The sequence below is a fragment of the Marinoscillum sp. 108 genome, from assembly GCF_902506655.1.
Lineage (GTDB): Bacteria > Bacteroidota > Bacteroidia > Cytophagales > Cyclobacteriaceae > Marinoscillum > Marinoscillum luteum.
The window spans coordinates 1-17,474 of record NZ_LR734819.1; the positions used below are offsets into that span (position 1 = coordinate 1).

A 17,474-nucleotide genomic window follows, 5' to 3' on the forward strand; every position below is an offset into this window, starting at 1 on the left:
ATGTTGGCACACTGGCTGTTTCTGTGACGGTGACAGACGTTGATGAAATCAATCCAGTGATCAGCGGAAATAGTAGCCCGTCGATTCAGGAGAACACGACTTCTGTTGGAACCTATACGGCAGATGAAAGTGTGACCTGGAGTTTGAGTGGCACTGACGCCTCTGCGTTCAGCATTACCTCCGGCGTGTTGACATTCTTGAGCTCCCCTGATTTTGAAAGTCCAGGCGACGGTGGAGCCAACAATGTTTATGACGTGATAGTGACAGGTACCGATGGATCTGGGAATGTGGGCACGTTGGCAGTTTCGGTAACGGTGACAGATGCTGATGAAATCAATCCAGTGATTAGTGGCAATGGGACACCATCAGTACAGGAGAACACGACTTCTGTTGGAACCTATACGGCAGATGAGAGTGTGACCTGGAGTTTGAGTGGCACTGACGCCTCTGCGTTCAGCATTAGCTCAGGCGTGTTGACATTCTTGAGCGCCCCTGATTTTGAAAACCCGTCAGACGGTGGATCGAACAATGTTTATGACGTTATGGTGACAGGTACCGATGGATCTGGGAATGTGGGCACGTTGGCAGTTTCGGTAACGGTGACAGACGCGGATGAGATCAATCCAGTGATCAGTGGCAATGGGACACCATCAGTACAGGAGAACACGACTTCTGTCGGAACCTATACTGCGGACGAAAGTGTGACGTGGAGTTTGAGTGGCACTGACGCCTCTGCGTTCAGTATTACCTCTGGCGTGTTGACATTCGTGAGCGCACCTGATTTTGAAAGCCCGACAGATGGTGGCAGCGATAATATTTATGACCTTATCGTAACGGGCACAGATGGTGCAGGCAACATTGGCACACTGACGGTTTCGGTAACAGTAACAGATCTGGATGAAATCGATCCGATTGTCAGTGGAGAGAATTTGCCTGAATTGATTGAAGGAGAAACACTAGTGGGAACCTATACAGTAGATGAGTCAGTGACCTGGAGTTTAGCCGGAGTGGATGCTTCATTTTTTACCGTAAGTACAGGAGGGGAATTGAGCTTTTTAAGCGCTCCCGATTATGATAGCCCACTGGATGCCGGGGGTGATAACATTTATGACGTGACCCTACAAGGCACTGATGCTGCAGGGAATATTGGTAGCCTGGCGGTAAGTATTAAAGTGCTGCAGTCTGATGTAGTTCCTCCTGTGATTACCGGAGATGAGCTCCCAGTGATTCCTGAAAACACATTGCTGGTTGGTCAATATACTGCTGATGAGGAGGTTTCCTGGACATTGTCCGGAGAAGACGCCGGGTTGTTTACCGTGAGCACCACAGGTGAGCTAAGCCTAAACACGGAGGCAGATTTTGAATTGCCAGGAGATGCAGATGCCAACAATATTTATCTACTGACAATTACGGCAACGGATGGGCAGGGTAACTTCTCTGATCTCAGTTTGATGGTAACAATTACCGACGCTAATGACAACACGCCTGAGATCGTTGATCCTGGAACTGTGAGTGTGGATGAGAATAGTGTGGTGGGGACATTAGTTGTAGGCCTTATGGCTACGGATGCTGATACAGGTTCTGCTTTCGCTTGGAGCCTGGGTACAGGAAATGTGGACGTGGATGGAGATGGTTCAGCTCCTTTTGTCATCGACGCTACCACTGGTGAGCTCACTGTAAACGATCCTGATGATCTCGATTATGAAAGTGGCACCATTTCTTTCAGCCTTCAGGTGATTGTGGAAGATGGAGCAAATGCTCAAGGGGTTACTGTATTCATAGCGGTAAATGATTTAGATGAAACGATAGCCATCGGTTTTGATGGACTTGTTTCCAATGATCCTTCACCTGAGCTCACAGGAACAGTGGATGACCCGGAAGCTACCATAGAAGTGAGCGTGGATGGAAGTAGCTATACCGCGATTAACAACATTGACGGAACGTGGCAATTAGCCGGAGGTCTGATTGCGGATCTATCGGATGGTACCTATGAGGTTACCATTACGGCCACTGGATTATCCGGTGGACAGTTTGGGTCTATCACGGGCACTCTTGTCATTGATGGGACTGCTCCTTTGGTGAGTATTGAGAGTTTAATCACTAATATCACCAGTCCTGAACTGTCAGGTACTGTGGATGATGCGGATGCTGCTGTTCAGGTGACTGTTAATGGTACGAACTATGATGCGGCGAATCAGGGAGATGGTTCATGGGTGTTGGCTGCAGGGACGATAGCGTCCTTGTCTGAGGGGACTTATGAAGTTACCGTGACCGCAACAGATCCCGCCACCAACGAGGGAACTTCGACAGGGGCATTGGAAATAGATATTTCTGCACCAGCAGTAACTGTAGATGCTTTGGAGACATTGAAAGACAGCCCGGCCTTGAGTGGTACGGTAGATGATCCAGAGGCGATAGTGGAAGTTACAGTGGATGGAAACACCTATGAGGCCATAGTATCGGGTACGGTATGGACGGTGGAAGAGGGTACGATAGCATCGTTGGCAGTTGGCACTTATGACGTGTTGGCAACAGCAAGCGATGCAGCCGGCAATTCAGCTGAGGACGCCTCCACCGACGAGTTGATCATCAAGGCGGGTGCCCCTACGGCTTTGGCAGCTACAGAAGTTGATTACTTCAGCTTTACGGCGAATTGGAAGGCGCGAACGGGTGTATCTAGCTATCGTCTGGATATTTCTTCGGATGCTTCCTTTGTGAACCTCTTGTCAGGATTTGATAACCTCAGCACCACGGCCACTTCTGTGGTGGTGACTGGATTGAACTACGGCAGTGTGTACCACTACAGGATTCGTGCGGTGTATGCCTCAGGAGACATTTCGGGCAACTCCAATGTGATCACTGTCACTACCCCGACGGATGCCGGAACTTTGGCAGATTCACTTGCATTGTTAAGCATTTATGAAGCAACAGGCGGTGCCAGTTGGACCAAGACAAACAATTGGAAAGCGTCTCTGCCGCTACGGGAATGGAGTGATATATCCATGACAGGGACCCGAGTTACCTTAGTTGACCTTTCGTCAAACAACCTGGCGGGAGCCTTTCCTGAGATTTCTGAAGGTCTGGAGCTTCTTGCTACGTTGGATCTGAGTGGCAACTTGTTGACTTCTTTGACAGCACTGACTTCTTTATCAGGCCTTACCAGTCTGGATGTGAGTGATAACAAACTGGGCTTTGCTTCTTTGGAACCTAATGTTGGGATTTCGGGAATCGTTTATTCTCCCCAAAAAGCAGCAGGCGAACGAATTGAAACCCTGGAGCAACAAGGAACGAACTTTACCATTGACCGAACGGTGACAGGCTCATCAAATAGCTATAAGTGGTTCAAGGAAAACCTTAAAACCAAGGCCATCACTGAGTTGACCAATACCGGTTCTTCATTAACCATTGCGATTGAGAGTTTCAATGATGAAGGTGGGTATTTTGTTGAGGTGACAAATGATCTGGTGCCCGGCTTAACGATTAAATCAGAGCCGGTAGTATTGAAGGTTAGTTCATTGGAAAGGGATTTTGCGGCGCTTCAAAACATCTATGATGCCATGGGCGGCGAATCCTGGACGGGAGAGCAGAGTAACTGGCCCAATGAAACGGATTTTGCGAATTGGCATGGTGTGGACATCCAGAGCGAACGCGTGGTGGGTCTGGACCTGGATGCAATAGACATGACCGGAGAGTTACCCAATGACATCCTCGATATCGCTGGACTGAAGGAGGTAGACCTTTCCGGTAACCGGATTTCCAAAATTCCAAATATGACCAGCCTCAGCCTGAGTAGTTTGAATGTATCCGGAAACAATCTCGAGTTTGATGACCTGGAGCCAAACGTACAGATAACGGGCATCAACTACGCCAATCAGCGATTGGTTGGAGCGGCCAAAAATGACACCATTGTACATGGTAGTGATTTCACAATCCTTCTGGAAGTGGGCGGTAGTGCCAATGCCTACCAGTGGAGTCGAACGAATGACGTGGGTACGGGGCCTGTTTCGGGAGCCACGTCTAACAGCTATACCATAGAAGGAATCAGCTATGAAACCATGGGTGTGTTTACCCTGTCGGTGACTAACTCTAAGGTACCAGGACTTACGCTAACCAGTCGCAAGCAGCGAGTGCTGGCAACAGCCGATCTCACATTTACTGCACTTGATCTGAGTAATGAGCTCTTTACGGAGGGAGAAGGGTATGCGCTACGGGTGACCGCACCGGGTAAGCCATATGATACCATTCAGGCAGTAAGGGGCTCGGCAGCAGGGTTTGTTTTTGAGGACCTGATTCTGGGCGACTATCTGATAGCTGTTCGGGCAGATGATCTTGTCGAATTCCTGCCTACCTATTATCCAAGCACTGACCTTTGGAAGGAAGCAGAGCAATATATTCTGAGAGAGGATGGTATGGAGACCTTGCGAATGGCTCAGATACCACCACCGCTACCACCGCTGCCAGATGGAGGTGTAGTTGGCGGAAGCATCGAGTCGGATTTTGCAGATGAAGAAGAAGAGGATGAAGGGGCTCGAATTGAGTCTCGACGAAAAGTCAAACGTGCAGGGTGTAGTATGCGTAGGTTTGTCAGAAGTGGACGTATTGATCAGGAGGGTGACTTTATTCTCTACGCTTATGTAGAATCTGATGATGAAGGACGATTCAACTTTAAGGATATAGAGCCCGGACTTTACCGCTTCAATATTGAATATCCGGGTATCCCAATGGATCCTGAATCGTTCGTGGAGTTTGAGATTGGTGCCGATGGCAAGGAGCGCAACAGCTTTACTTTGGAGGCCACAGTTACTGAAGAAGGCATTGTGGTGGAGAAAATCAACGAGCTCGGATTCTACAGAAAATACTTCAAGGACCTGAATGTGTACCCTAACCCGTCTGACGAAGTGATGCACGTGAGCTATGCTAAGATGTTGGCTAAGGGTGTGGTGATGCGTCTGGTAGACCTGAAAGGAAATGTGGTGTTGGAACAAGCGGTTGAGCGTGGCTACGACATGGCACTGGATCTGGATGTTCGCGAAATACCAGCGGGCGTTTACCTGCTCAACTTTGTAGATACGCTGGATCGCAAGCGCTCTGTAGTTACCTACAGGGTGGTGATCAGGCATTAGTCATAAAATCATAGAAGATGAGAAGGCCACCCGGGAGGGTGGCCTTTTACGTTTTTATAAGTTTGATAGAAATCCGGGACTATGTGGACCAACTTATTGTTCGGAACGGTAGCTATTTTGATCATTGAAAGTCTGATTATCAGGTCATTTTTCATGGCCGTTAAGCGGACAATTCCCCGGATTTATGTGGTTTTGGCTTTTGCTTTCTTCAGCGTTGAGGTGCTCTACCGACAGTCTGTGAAAAGGCTTGATTATCTGAGTGTGATAGGGCAGCTGGATAATTTAGAATTAGAGAGAGCTGTGAGGATCCGAAGCATTTTTGGCAACAGCCTGATGAGCGAAGTGGACTTGATCACGCTTTACGGCTTTTTTATCCTTTCAGCATTCATGTTTGCCCTAATATTCTATAAGAACAGACCGCTCCATATTGACTTTCTTAACGCCGCAGGAATAAGTTTTTTACTAGGCCCAATACTCTATTTATTTAGGTTCTTCTGGTGGGTGTGAAGTTGAGTCCTCCGCTTTAAAGAGAGGTGTTTCAAAAAAAAGAGCCGATTCTTTTGGGAATCGGCTCTTCGTTTAATGGGTAGGATTCTTATTTCCAGGTATCCGTTTCAGCCTGTGGGATGGGAAGGATAAACTTATCATCCAATGGATCACTATTGGCCATATCAAGGTCATCCAGGTAAGTAGCTCTTCTTTTCAGGTCATGAAACAGTATACCTTCATACATAAACTCCCTGTTTTTCTCCAGCACCAGGCTGTCATAAAAGGCAAAGGCGTCTCCTCCAAAGTCCGATTCCTGAAGTGCGGGCAATCCTGCGCGAGTACGGATGGCATTCAGGTCGCTAAGGGCCGTAGCCTCAATTTCCAGGGTTTGCTCGAAGATGGCTTCTGCCCGGGCAAGATGTACTTCTGCCAATCGGATGACCGGTATCACTTTATCGGCAGTCATAAACTTCGACGATGAAATGGTGCTGGTATTGAGGATGTTGGTATAGAAGGCGGTGTTGATTTCTGTGGCTCGGGTTTGCTCGTCTACATCATAGTCCACGATACCACGAATGTCATCATCGCTGAAAAGCGGACTACCCGAAATAAAGCTTGAGTTGAGGGAGAATTCAAGAATCCTCATTGTCCCCAATCCACTTTCTGTCAGAGAAGAGAAATGATTGGCCAGTCCTGTTCCGGTAGATTTATCACCGGTGGTATTGGCTGTTGTTTGTTGCACGGCCAGGATGTCCTCGGTGCTGTTGGTGTTGTTATTGAAAGCTAGGAGTGGATTGCTTACCAGAGAAAAAGCACCAGATTCTATGATGTTGTCCGCATAAGTTTCCGCAGATTCAAAGTCGCTTTTCTGCAGGGCCACTCGCATGAGATAGGCCTGACAGGCGTAGTATGAAATAGCCGTTCCGTTTTTTCCGGAAGACTCCAACAATGAGGACGCTGTAGTCAAATCTGTCTCTACTTGTGTATAAATCTGCTGTACGGTGGCCAGTTCCGGCGTTTGAATCTCGCCTATTTCTGTAATGGGTTCGGTGAGCAGTGGAAGGGTGGCTACAGAGAGGGAGCTTCCGCCCTCCTCGTATTGAGGGCCCCAGAGACGCACCATTTCAAAGTAAAGAATTCCACGGATGGCCTGACATTCTCCTTGGATGCGTGCTTTTGCTGTGGCATTTTCCACATTCTCAATATTAGCCAGGATGCTATTGACGGTGTTGATCACCTCATAGGCCCGGCGCCAGTTAGATTCTACACGCAGATTGGTTTTCAGAATGTCCTTATCTATGAAATCCGAATAGGGTGGTGCATTCACATCATCCCAGGAGATTTCATTAGAGTTTCTTCGGCTAAGCAATTCCGGGAAAAGTTTGAAATCACCTCCGAGGAGTTCGCCACCACCAGTACCATCGTAGATACCCATAAGGTTATAGTAGGCACCATTAAGGGCCTCCTCGATGGCGGCCTGGTCTGTGAGTACCTCCCCACTGATGGTGTTTTCGGCATCAATGTCCAGGAGTCCTTCACAGGAGAATAAAGAGAGCGAAAAGAGGAGAATGAAAATTCTGAAAGCTTTCATTGCGGTGTTTTTTAAGATCAAATTCTTCATGATTACAGCCCGATTTTAATTCCACCCATAAATATTTTTGGTTGCGGAGCAGTGAAGTTGTCAATGCCACGGCTGATGTTTTGTCCTACTACGCCATCTAGCGGATCAAAATAACTGACATCCGGATCATAACCGGTATAGTCTGTAAAGGTGAGCAGGTTGGTTCCACCTACGTAGATGCTCATGTATTGCATGCCCCATCCGGCGACCATGTCACTGGGGAGATTGTAAGTAAGCGTAAGGGTTTTCATTCTCACATAGCTGCCATCCTGCAGCCACCGTGTAGAAGGGAAAGTATTTTCCTGGAAGGGATCGAGTACCGGATATTCGGCATCATCCCCGGGTGCATACCATCTGTCAGCCTGTGTGGCCAGTTGACCCAGGTTCAGGATTCCGCTGTTGGCCAGAAACTCGCCAGTTTCGTAATACAAATCAGCACCGCCTACAAACTGGAAGAGCGCTGAGAGTTCAAAATTTTTGAAACGGAAGGAATTGGTAAATCCACCGTAATAGTCGGGATTGGGGTTACCAACGATCTGCCGTGGGGCGCTTTCCCAGTCAGAGGTGGTACCTCCCAGCCCATTGTCATACAGGGCTTCTCCGGTTACGTTATCCACGCCCACATATTTTCTCATATAAAACACCCCTGCTGACTCTCCTTCCAGAAAGGCATTGACCCCCACGATTAGGTTAGAACCCTGTAGGTCGGTCACCTTGTTTTGGTTAAAGGAGATGTTAAAATCAGTGGTCCAGCTAAAGTCTCCTGTTTCTACATTCACCGTACTCAGGTTAAACTCAAAACCTTTGTTTTCCATGGAACCCACATTTTTAAGCACAGAAGCGAAACCGCTCGTTTGCGATACCGGCACAGGGAAGAGCAGGTCGGTGGTGGTTTTCTTATAATAATCCACAGACCCCGAAATACGGTCGCTGAGAAAGGCAAAGTCCAGCCCGATATCCATCTGAGCGGTGGTTTCCCACTTCAGGTTGGGGTTAGCCAGGTTGGAGAGTCTGATACCGTCTCTGTTTCCATATCGGATGTTGTAGTAATTACTTCGATACAGAAAATCATCCTGCGGGGTATTTCCCACCAGTCCGTACGAAGCTTTCAGTTTCAGGAAGCTTACCGGTGAGACGCTCTCCATAAACGACTCATTGCTGATGTTCCATCCTGTGGACACTGCCGGGAAGAATCCGTACCGATTGTCTGGTCCGAACTTAGAAGAGCCATCCATTCGTCCACTTACCTGGACTATGTACTTATCCATGAGGGTATAGTTGAATCGGCCAAAGGTGGAAGCAAATCTGCTGGCCTGACCAGGGATGTCCACGATGGTAAGAGATGGGTTGTTTTCGTCCAGGCCTTCCAGCTGGCTCACGCTGTTGATGTTGGCCACTCTGTAACTGGAAGTGGTGTTGGATTCCTGATAAGACGCTCCCAGCATCACAGAGACCTTGTGGTTATCGCTGAGCTCTGGAGTATAGGTAAACCAGCCATTGAAAATGTAGTTTTTAAGGTTTTGCTCCCCTAACTGCGAGCGGCCTGTGAGGGCACCATCTCTGGTTTCAGGGCCTTGCCTGATCTCCTGACGAGCATCGTTAAAATCCATTCCCCCGTTGATGTCGAAGGTGAGCTCATCTGTGAAATCGTACTTCAGTCCAAGGTTACCAACCAGGCTATTATTAAAACCGAGGTTGTCAGAGAAATTGACTTCAGTGAGGGGGTTGTACTCCAGGCTCCTTACTATCAGCTGATAATTGTTGTCAGCATTGTATCCGTCGGAGGGTGGAAGTACGATGGCCTGCAAAGGAGCACCAAGGTCCTGGTCTTCTTTCAGTCGGAAATCTTTGGAGTAGAAATAGTTCAGGTTCAGGTTGGCCGAAAGCTTTGAGGAGATTTTACTGTCCAGCGACAGAGAGCCATTCAGTCGGTCATATTTGTTGCCAATGAGGATACCCTCCTGAGTGGTATAAGACATAGAGGCAAAGTAGCCTAGTTTTTCAGTTCCACCTTGCAGGCTCAGGTTGGCGCGATGGGAGTAGGCCTTTCGGAAAACCTCATCCTGCCAATCGGTATTATAATTGAGCGAATCGTAAAAGCTTGGGAGTGTGACTGCTGACCCGTTGGGCAGATTGATGGTCCGATCACCAGAAGCTTCCCACTGCTCCAGTCTTTCTTTGGTCACAAACTGATCCAGCGAAAGCGAACGCAGCGTGTACTCAATGACCTGCTGGTTATACTCTTCAGGAGAATACAGGTCCAGTTTTTTGGGAGTCTGGCTGATACCAAACTGATAGTCGGCATCAATTTTCATTTTTCCGGAGCCACCTGATTTGGTGGTGATCAAAATCACCCCATTGGCAGCTCGGGCTCCATACATGGCTCCTGCAGAGGCGTCTTTAAGGATTTCTATTTTGGCGATATTAGCCGGGTTGATGTTGGATTGGTTGCCTGAGGTCAGCGGTACCCCGTCGATGACATAAAGGGGCTGATTGGAGGCTGACAGAGACGAACCCCCACGGATGCGCACCGTGGTGCCTTCACCAAGTTTCCCACTGCTGTTTTGTACAAACATCCCGGTGGTTTTACCCTGGTTGGCTTGTTCCAGGTTAATCAGTGGTGAGGGACTTACATCGTTGGTTTCGATGGAGGAAACGCTACTGGTCATTTCTGTCTTAGACTGAGATCCAAAACCCACAGAAGTGGCTTCTTCCGCTTTTCCTTTCTTAAGGCTTACATTCAGGTTGGTGGTACCTCCTAAAAATATTTTTTGTGATTGATAACCTTCCAGGCTTACCACCACATTTTCATATCCATCTGAGATGCTGATCTGAAACTCCCCACTCGCATTGGTGACGGTGCTATTGCCGGATCCGGGGAGTTTGATGCTCACCCCACTCAGGGGTTCGCTGGTTTTGCTGTCGGTGATTTTTCCCTTCAGGGTCATTTCCTGTGCCCAGCTGAGGTGTGCCAGGAGTAAGAGGATTAGGCAGGTGAAATAGGATCTCATATATTAAAAGTTTGTCGGCTTCATAAAAATAGGCAGAATGAGTATTCGAAAATAGTAATACCCACCCTTTTCATACTAATCTATAAAAAGGAGTCAGCAAAATACGGGAAAATGGTCACTTCGGTGAAAAATCCTTAGTGATACTGATTCAATATACCCTAGCCACGGTATAAAATCCGCTTGTCGGGCGCTCTAGCTTTAAAGTTGGAAAAAATCAATTCACCGATGAAAGCATTACACAAACTACAGCACCTTTTGATCAGCGGAATTCTTGCCTTAAGTACGATGGTTGTACAGGCTCAGGATTTTACCGAAGACTTTGACTCAGGCCTTCCTCCATCCACGGGAAGTACTGATCTGCCTCTAAAATCAGGAGACTGGGGAAGAACGGGAGTCCAGAGTGATGAGACCGGAACAAAAACCCGAGATGCCTCAGCAGATGCAGCCTATATTTTATCCGGGTCTGGAAATTTTCTGATTACCCCTAAACTTTTCAATGCTTCAGATTTTTCCTTCTGGTATCGTGTGGACTCCCCCGGGGCAGATGGTTTTGTTTTCGATGTGTTGGCTTCTTCGGACGGTGGCACCACTTATGACATTGTGATAGCTGATAATCAGACCTCACTAAGTACTTCTTATGTTGAGTTTACTCATACTTTCGAAAGCATTTATACAGGGCCAATCAAAATAGCCACACAGATAGAGGGGGATTCTCACGGGCTGATCGATGACTTTTCAGCCAATTTTACCACCTCCTTTTCAGAGAATTTTGACTCGGGCCTTCCACCCTCTACCGGTACCAGTGATCTGTCGTTGGTTTCTGGTACCTGGAAACGTCAGGGTGTTCAGTCAGATGAAGCGGGATCAAGTACCCGAAATGGTTCGACGGACGCGGCGTTCATGTTTTCAGGTGGAGGCAATTACCTCCAGTCACCAAGTCTGACGGATGTTGAGTTTGTACAATTCTGGTACCGGGTGAACACTAACAATGCGGATGGTTTTGTCTTTGATGTGTTGGGCTCTTCGGATGGAGGCGCCACTTTCGACATCACACTGGCATCTGAGGTGACTACTTTTGACCAACCCTACAAGCGCTTTGTTCATGAGTTCGGGTCACCTTATTCCGGACCAGTGAAAATCCAATTCAATGGGATTGGTGACAGCAATGGGCTCATTGATGATTTCGTAGCTGGTGCCGGGGCTGGGCCAGTGCCTGATATTGCCTTTATCACCCCAGGGGGGTCTGAGGAGTTGAAATTCGGAGAAGTAATGACCATTCAATGGGATAACTCTTCACTAGTAGGTACAGATAACTACACCATTTATTACCGAAAGGTGGGAGCAGCTTCCTGGACCACTCTTGCGAGCCGAACCGGGACACAGCTGGCAACTGGCACAGGTAATGAAATGTCATATGCATGGACGGTGCCTGATTTTGGGACAGATTTGGATTTCCAGGCAGAGGTAAGGGTGGTAAATGCTACTCAGTCCTGGGATGAGGTAAGTCCTGAATTCAGAATCTATTTTGAATCAAGTTTGGCCATCAGCAGCCCTACGGATACCGATGAAAGGAAATTCAAGGAGACCATGGACATCACGTGGACGAATGGAGATATCGGGACGGGAGATTATTACCAGCTCTTCTACTCCAATGATGGTGCAGCGTTTGTCAATTTTTACAGTGGATATATTTATAACCTGACCAATGATGGCGCTGAGTCTACCTACACGTGGACGATTCCTGATTTTGGAGCGGACTCAGCCAGCCAGGTGCGGGTACGTGTGGTGAATGCCACGCGTGCGGTTTCAGATACGAGTGAAGCCTTCAGGGTGTACTATGAACCCAGCGTGACGATCAGCAGCCCAACAGATACCGATGAAAGGAAATTCAAAGAGACCATGGACATCACGTGGACGAATGGAGATATCGGGACGGGAGATTATTACCAGCTCTTCTACTCCAATGATGGCGCAGCGTTTGTCAATTTTTTTAACGGATATATTTATAACCTGACCAATGATGGAGCTGAGTCTACCTACACGTGGACGATTCCTGATTTTGGAGCGGACTCAGCCAGCCACGTGCGGGTACGTGTGGTGAATGCCACGCGTGCGGTTTCAGATACGAGTGAAGCCTTCAGGGTATACTACGAACCGAGCGTGACGATCAGCAGCCCTACGGATACCGATGAAAGGAAATTCAAGGAGACCATGGACATCACGTGGACGAATGGAGATATCGGGACGGGAGATTATTACCAGCTCTTCTACTCCAATGATGGCGCAGCGTTTGTCAATTTTTTTAACGGATATATTTATAACCTGACCAATGATGGAGCTGAGTCTACCTACACGTGGACGATTCCTGATTTTGGAGCGGACTCAGCCAGCCACGTGCGGGTACGTGTGGTGAATGCCACGCGTGCGGTTTCAGATACGAGTGAAGCCTTCAGGGTATACTACGAACCGAGCGTGACGATCAGCAGCCCTACGGATACCGATGAAAGGAAATTCAAGGAGACCATGGACATCACGTGGACGAATGGAGATATCGGGACGGGAGATTATTACCAGCTTTTCTACTCCAATGATGGGGCAGCGTTTGTCAATTTTTTTAACGGATATATTTATAACCTGACCAATGATGGCGCTGAGTCTACCTACACGTGGACGATTCCTGATTTTGGAGCGGACTCAGCCAGCCAGGTGCGGGTACGTGTGGTGAATGCCACGCGTGCGGTTTCGGATACAAGTGAAGCCTTCAGGGTGTATTACGAACCCAGCGTGGAGATCACCTCCCCTGTTGCAGGGGAATATGTTTTGCAGGGGAGCACTAAGAAAATCACGTGGACGAATGGAGATATCGGTACTGGTGACTATTTCCAACTTTTTTATTCCAACGCAGGGGGCTCATTTGTCAATTTTTATAATGGCTACATCTATAACATGACCAATGATGGAAACAAAAGCACTTACAATTGGTCCGTACCGGCCATAGAAGGCACTAATATCAAGGTGAGAGTAGTGAACGCGACCAGGGCTGTTTCAGACACCACACAATCTTTTACCATATGTACCACCTGTCCGGCACTCGCTGTGTTTTATCCCAATGGAGGGGAAGTTTTGGGAGTCGGAAAGACGGCAAACATAGGCTGGTCAGTAGGCACGGCCTGGGAGGACACCGATGAAGTGCTGATCGAGCTCTCACTCGATGGAGGGGCTACTTATGAAGCTTCATCTGTGTTCAGTGGTACATATGCCGAGCTTTCAGGTAATGAATTCGCATGGACCGTGCCGGACCTTGTCACGACACAGGGTCTCATCAGAGTTTCAAATGTAACCAAGGAGACAAGTGATGAAAGTGATGCCGTATTTACAATCACCAGACCACCGGCAGCACCAACTAACTTCACTGCTACAGAGAATAGCAATGGGGCAGTTACCCTCTCCTGGACAGATAATGCAGATAACGAAACCAGCTACAGAGTTCAGTACTCCTCTGATAACCAATCCTGGATCAATTACAGTGGCTTTTTAGGCGCTGATACGGAAACATATACAGCAGGAGTTTCTGTGAATTCGGCTTATTGGTGGCGGGTAGAGGTTGCTAGTGGCACATTTACAGAAACTTCAGAGTCTCGGTTTGCCGGGAATATACTCCCTCCGGGTAAAGCCTTGTCTTTCGATGGCACTGATGATTACGTGGAATTGGCCAATCCCACAAACTTTGATTTTGGCACCGGAGACTTTACCATCGAAGGCTGGGTAAAATCGAACAATGTGACTTCCACGCAGGTGATTGCCAGTGATTATTCCGGAGGTGCTTCGTTTTTCGTTTTCTACATGGGTGCAGGCCAGCTCAAAGCTTCGCTCTCAAATAGCACCGCCGATTTATCCACCCCTGCAGTGTTGGAAAACGACACCTGGCACCATGTAGCAATGGTTCGGTCAGGTGATGTTCTCACCCTTTACGTTGATGGTGTTGCTTCTGCCAATGTGAGCGGGATGTCATCCAGAAGTCTGGCTTCCGCATCCAATGTGGAGCTGGGCAGGCAGGCATCGGGAAGTCCCTTTTACCTCAATGGAGCGTTGGACGAATTGAGGTTTTGGAATGTGGCCCGTACACAAGGGGAGCTCGCTTCTGCTTCTGTGAGTACACTCACCGGCGAAGAATCAGGACTCGTAGCCTATTATCGCTTTGATCACTCAGCGGGTTCGTCACTGGCGGATTATACTTCTGGAAACAATCAGGGATCATGGTCGGGTGCAGGCGGGGCCAACACCACGGCCCAATGGGTAACATCCGGAGCCACCATCAGCAATGACCCGGTCATTACTTTGTCTACGCCAAACGGTGGAGAGGAGCTAACCGTGGGTCAGGAGTATGAAATCACCTGGACCACCGCCAATATTTCGGGCGCAGACATAATCGAAATCCGATTTTCAGGCAATGGAGGAGAGAGTTATGAGATGATCGCCGAGGGAACCTTTGAGGGCTTTGGCAATAGCTATCTGTGGACAGTACCGGGTACAATGACCAGCACAGCAAGAATAGAAGTGGCCAATACTTCGGAAAATGTTTCTGATGCCAGTGATGCTGATTTCTCCATCGTGGCCAGCCAGCTTGGGGTCACCGTGTTGTCACCCAATGGAGGAGAATTTTGGGAAATCGGTACCATGCAGGTGGTCAGTTGGGAGGCTGTAGAATTTGCTGATACCGACCTGTTGGAAATCCGATTGAGCACTGATGGGGGTGAGACATTTTCTGTGCTGGGCGAGGGAACTAGCAGTAGCTTTCAGAACAACCAGCTCACTGTGGAGGTACCAGAAGGCGCTTCCGAAATGGCCATTGTAGAGGTAGCCAATATCACTCAGGAAGTGACAGATGCCAGTGATGAGCCTTTCACCATCGGCACGGTGGATCGCAGCATCACTGTGACCTCACCCAATGGCGGTGAAACCTGGGAGGGAGCTTCCAGCCAAACCATTTCGTGGGAAGTGATGAATAAGGAAGATGCGGACCTCATTGAAATTCGTTTGAGTACGGATGGTGGAGAAACGTTTGCCATCCTCAATGATGGAACTTTTGGGACCTACCCCGACAACACGTTCCAGTGGACGGTAACTGATACGCCTACAGAGTCTGCGTTGATTGCAGTGGTCAATACTTCCCGAAATATTGGCGATACCACCAATGCAGTCTTCACGATCACACCAGCACCGGATATTGTAGCACCCAGCTTTACCAACTCCTCTGGAGGAAGTGTGGTTGGAGATGACTATACCATAGAGGTGACACTGGATGAAGAGTCTACTGTTTATTTACTCATTTTATCGGATCAAAGTAGTATTCCGAATGCTACTCAGATCAAAGAGGCCGCAACCGGGGTGAACTCATTTCAGGGTCAGGTGGCTGTTGCCCAGCTGGAGTATGTCACTCCTGCTGAATCTGCTACGCTTGCGGGCACCGGCACATTCGTGAGAAATTCACTCTATGACTTTTACCTCACCGCAGAAGATGCCTCGGGTAACCTGAATGCCGGATTAGGAAAGCCAAATGTAAAGGCACAGCTGACACCTTTGGAATCTGATTCAGTGATCATTTCCTCCATTTATGATGCCATGGACGGCGCGGATTGGACAGACATTGCGGATGACTGGATCAACTTGCCACTGGCGCAAAGGGAAGAAATTACCATAGAAGAGGAACGAATTACCGGACTCAATCTATCGGGAAAATCTGTGACCGGAGTACTTCCGGAGGTGGTAACCGGCCTGGATGCCCTGAAAACACTCGACTTGAGTAACAACCAGATCACAGGGCTGCCCAATATGAGCGGGATGTCCGGCCTCACCAGCTTTTTGGTGGCTGATAATGCATTGCTATTTGGCGCACTGGAACCCAACAGCACGTTGTTTTCTGAACCGGATGATTACGCTCCACAGGCTGTTTTGGGAGAAAAGGACAGTGTGGCCATTCCTAAGGGATCCAGCTACATGATGTCTCACGATGTGGGCGGAATCAACACTTCTTACCAGTGGTCGGTCGATAAATTCAATACTTACGCAGTGGATTTCGGTGATGCGGATGGAGGAACCTCCAGTAGCTATACCATAGAGGCCATTGACTTCAACAATATGGGGAGGTACAAACTGGAAGCGCAAAACTCGCTGCTTCCAGGACTAAGTCTGGTATCTGAGCCGGTGCAGGTTTGGGCCACAGCCACCCTGGATATCACGGTGATCGGTGAAAACGACGCTTTGCTATCCAGTGGAAAGGCTTATGCACTACGAAACCGAGGCCCGGGCCTTCCATACGATAGTATCCCGAAGGGAGCAAGCGGTGGTGGAGACCCCAATGGGTTGGCTATTGTTGCTGGTCATGCGCTGTTTGAAGATTTACTCCTGGGTAATTATCTAGTAGGTATTCGCGCCGACCCGGCGAAGTTCCTGCCTACTTACTATACCAACACTTACTTGTGGGAAGAAGCCGATGTATTGGAATTCCAGGGAGATCTGGAAGCCACTATGCAGATGACGGTGTTGCCTCCGGCACTGGGCCCGGGAGATGGTGATGGATCTATTTTTGGAGGTGTTGAATCTGATTTTGATGAGGACGGAGATGAAGGCGGAAGAGTGAACGCACGAAGAAAAGTGAAGCGTGCTGGCTGTTCTATGAGAAGGTTTGTGAGAAGTGGAAGACAGCTACAGGACGGAGAGTGGAAGTTGATTGCTTACGTGGAGTCTGATGACGAGGGTCGCTTCAAGTTCGACTTTATGCCTCCAGGTACTTACCGATTCAACATTGAATACCCTGGTATCCCTATGGATCCAAACTCATTTGTGGAATTTGAAGTAGGTGAAGACGGAGGGAATAACTCTATCGAACTTCAGGCGGTGATCACCGAGGACGGAATTTTTGTGGAGCGCATCAATACTCTTGGGTTTACTTCTGAGCAATTGGATCAGATGAATGTGTATCCAAATCCTGCCAGCAATCAGCTGAATATAGATTACACTACCCTGCATCGCGGGCTTGTGGTGAAGATGATAGATCTGTCGGGGACGGTGATTTACCAACAGCAAATATCCGATCAGGGAGAGCGCCTCGAGTTGGATACTTATGCCTTGAAGAATGGAATGTACTTCATTCATGTAACAGATCCGGGTAAGCCGGGAGAGCAGATTACCTATAAAGTAATCATCAGGCACTAATTGGTCAATAGGTGG

General features: G+C 48.4%; 5 protein-coding genes. 3 read left to right on the top strand and 2 right to left on the bottom strand.

Translation table 11 applies throughout. The features are described 5' to 3' along the window. On the top strand, positions 1-5,123 hold a 5,123-nt coding region (locus GV030_RS20640; RefSeq protein ID WP_185155843.1), incomplete at its 5' end, for an Ig-like domain-containing protein. An 81-nt stretch (positions 5,124-5,204) separates the two neighbouring features. Then, positions 5,205-5,630, top strand: a complete 426-nt coding sequence (locus tag GV030_RS20645; protein WP_159585275.1) for a hypothetical protein — start codon at positions 5,205-5,207, stop codon at positions 5,628-5,630. 88 nt (positions 5,631-5,718) lie between these two features. On the opposite strand, the gene GV030_RS20650 is transcribed toward GV030_RS20645, so the two are convergent. Continuing rightward, a complete protein-coding gene (locus GV030_RS20650) occupies positions 5,719-7,203 on the bottom strand; it encodes a RagB/SusD family nutrient uptake outer membrane protein (protein WP_159585276.1) in 1,485 nt (494 codons plus the stop codon). Positions 7,204-7,235: 32 nt separating this feature from the next. Further along, positions 7,236-10,244 (bottom strand): TonB-dependent receptor, encoded by a 3,009-nt coding sequence (locus tag GV030_RS20655; protein WP_159585277.1) that lies wholly within the window; start codon positions 10,242-10,244, stop codon positions 7,236-7,238. A gap of 225 nt (positions 10,245-10,469) precedes the next feature. On the opposite strand from GV030_RS20655, the gene GV030_RS20660 reads away from it, so the two are divergent. Further along, entirely contained in the window at positions 10,470-17,459 is a 6,990-nt protein-coding gene (locus GV030_RS20660; RefSeq protein ID WP_159585278.1) for a LamG-like jellyroll fold domain-containing protein, read from the top strand. Positions 17,460-17,474 lie beyond the last annotated feature (15 nt).

What these genes read in the sequence shown, in the direction of transcription:
- GV030_RS20660 (WP_159585278.1), top strand. Translation starts at nt 10,470, where the DNA reads ATGAAAGCATTACACAAACTACAGCACCTTTTGATCAGCGGAATTCTT.
- GV030_RS20655 (WP_159585277.1), bottom strand. Translation starts at nt 10,244, where the DNA reads ATGAGATCCTATTTCACCTGCCTAATCCTCTTACTCCTGGCACACCTC.
- GV030_RS20645 (WP_159585275.1), top strand. Translation starts at nt 5,205, where the DNA reads ATGTGGACCAACTTATTGTTCGGAACGGTAGCTATTTTGATCATTGAA.
- GV030_RS20650 (WP_159585276.1), bottom strand. Translation starts at nt 7,203, where the DNA reads ATGAAAGCTTTCAGAATTTTCATTCTCCTCTTTTCGCTCTCTTTATTC.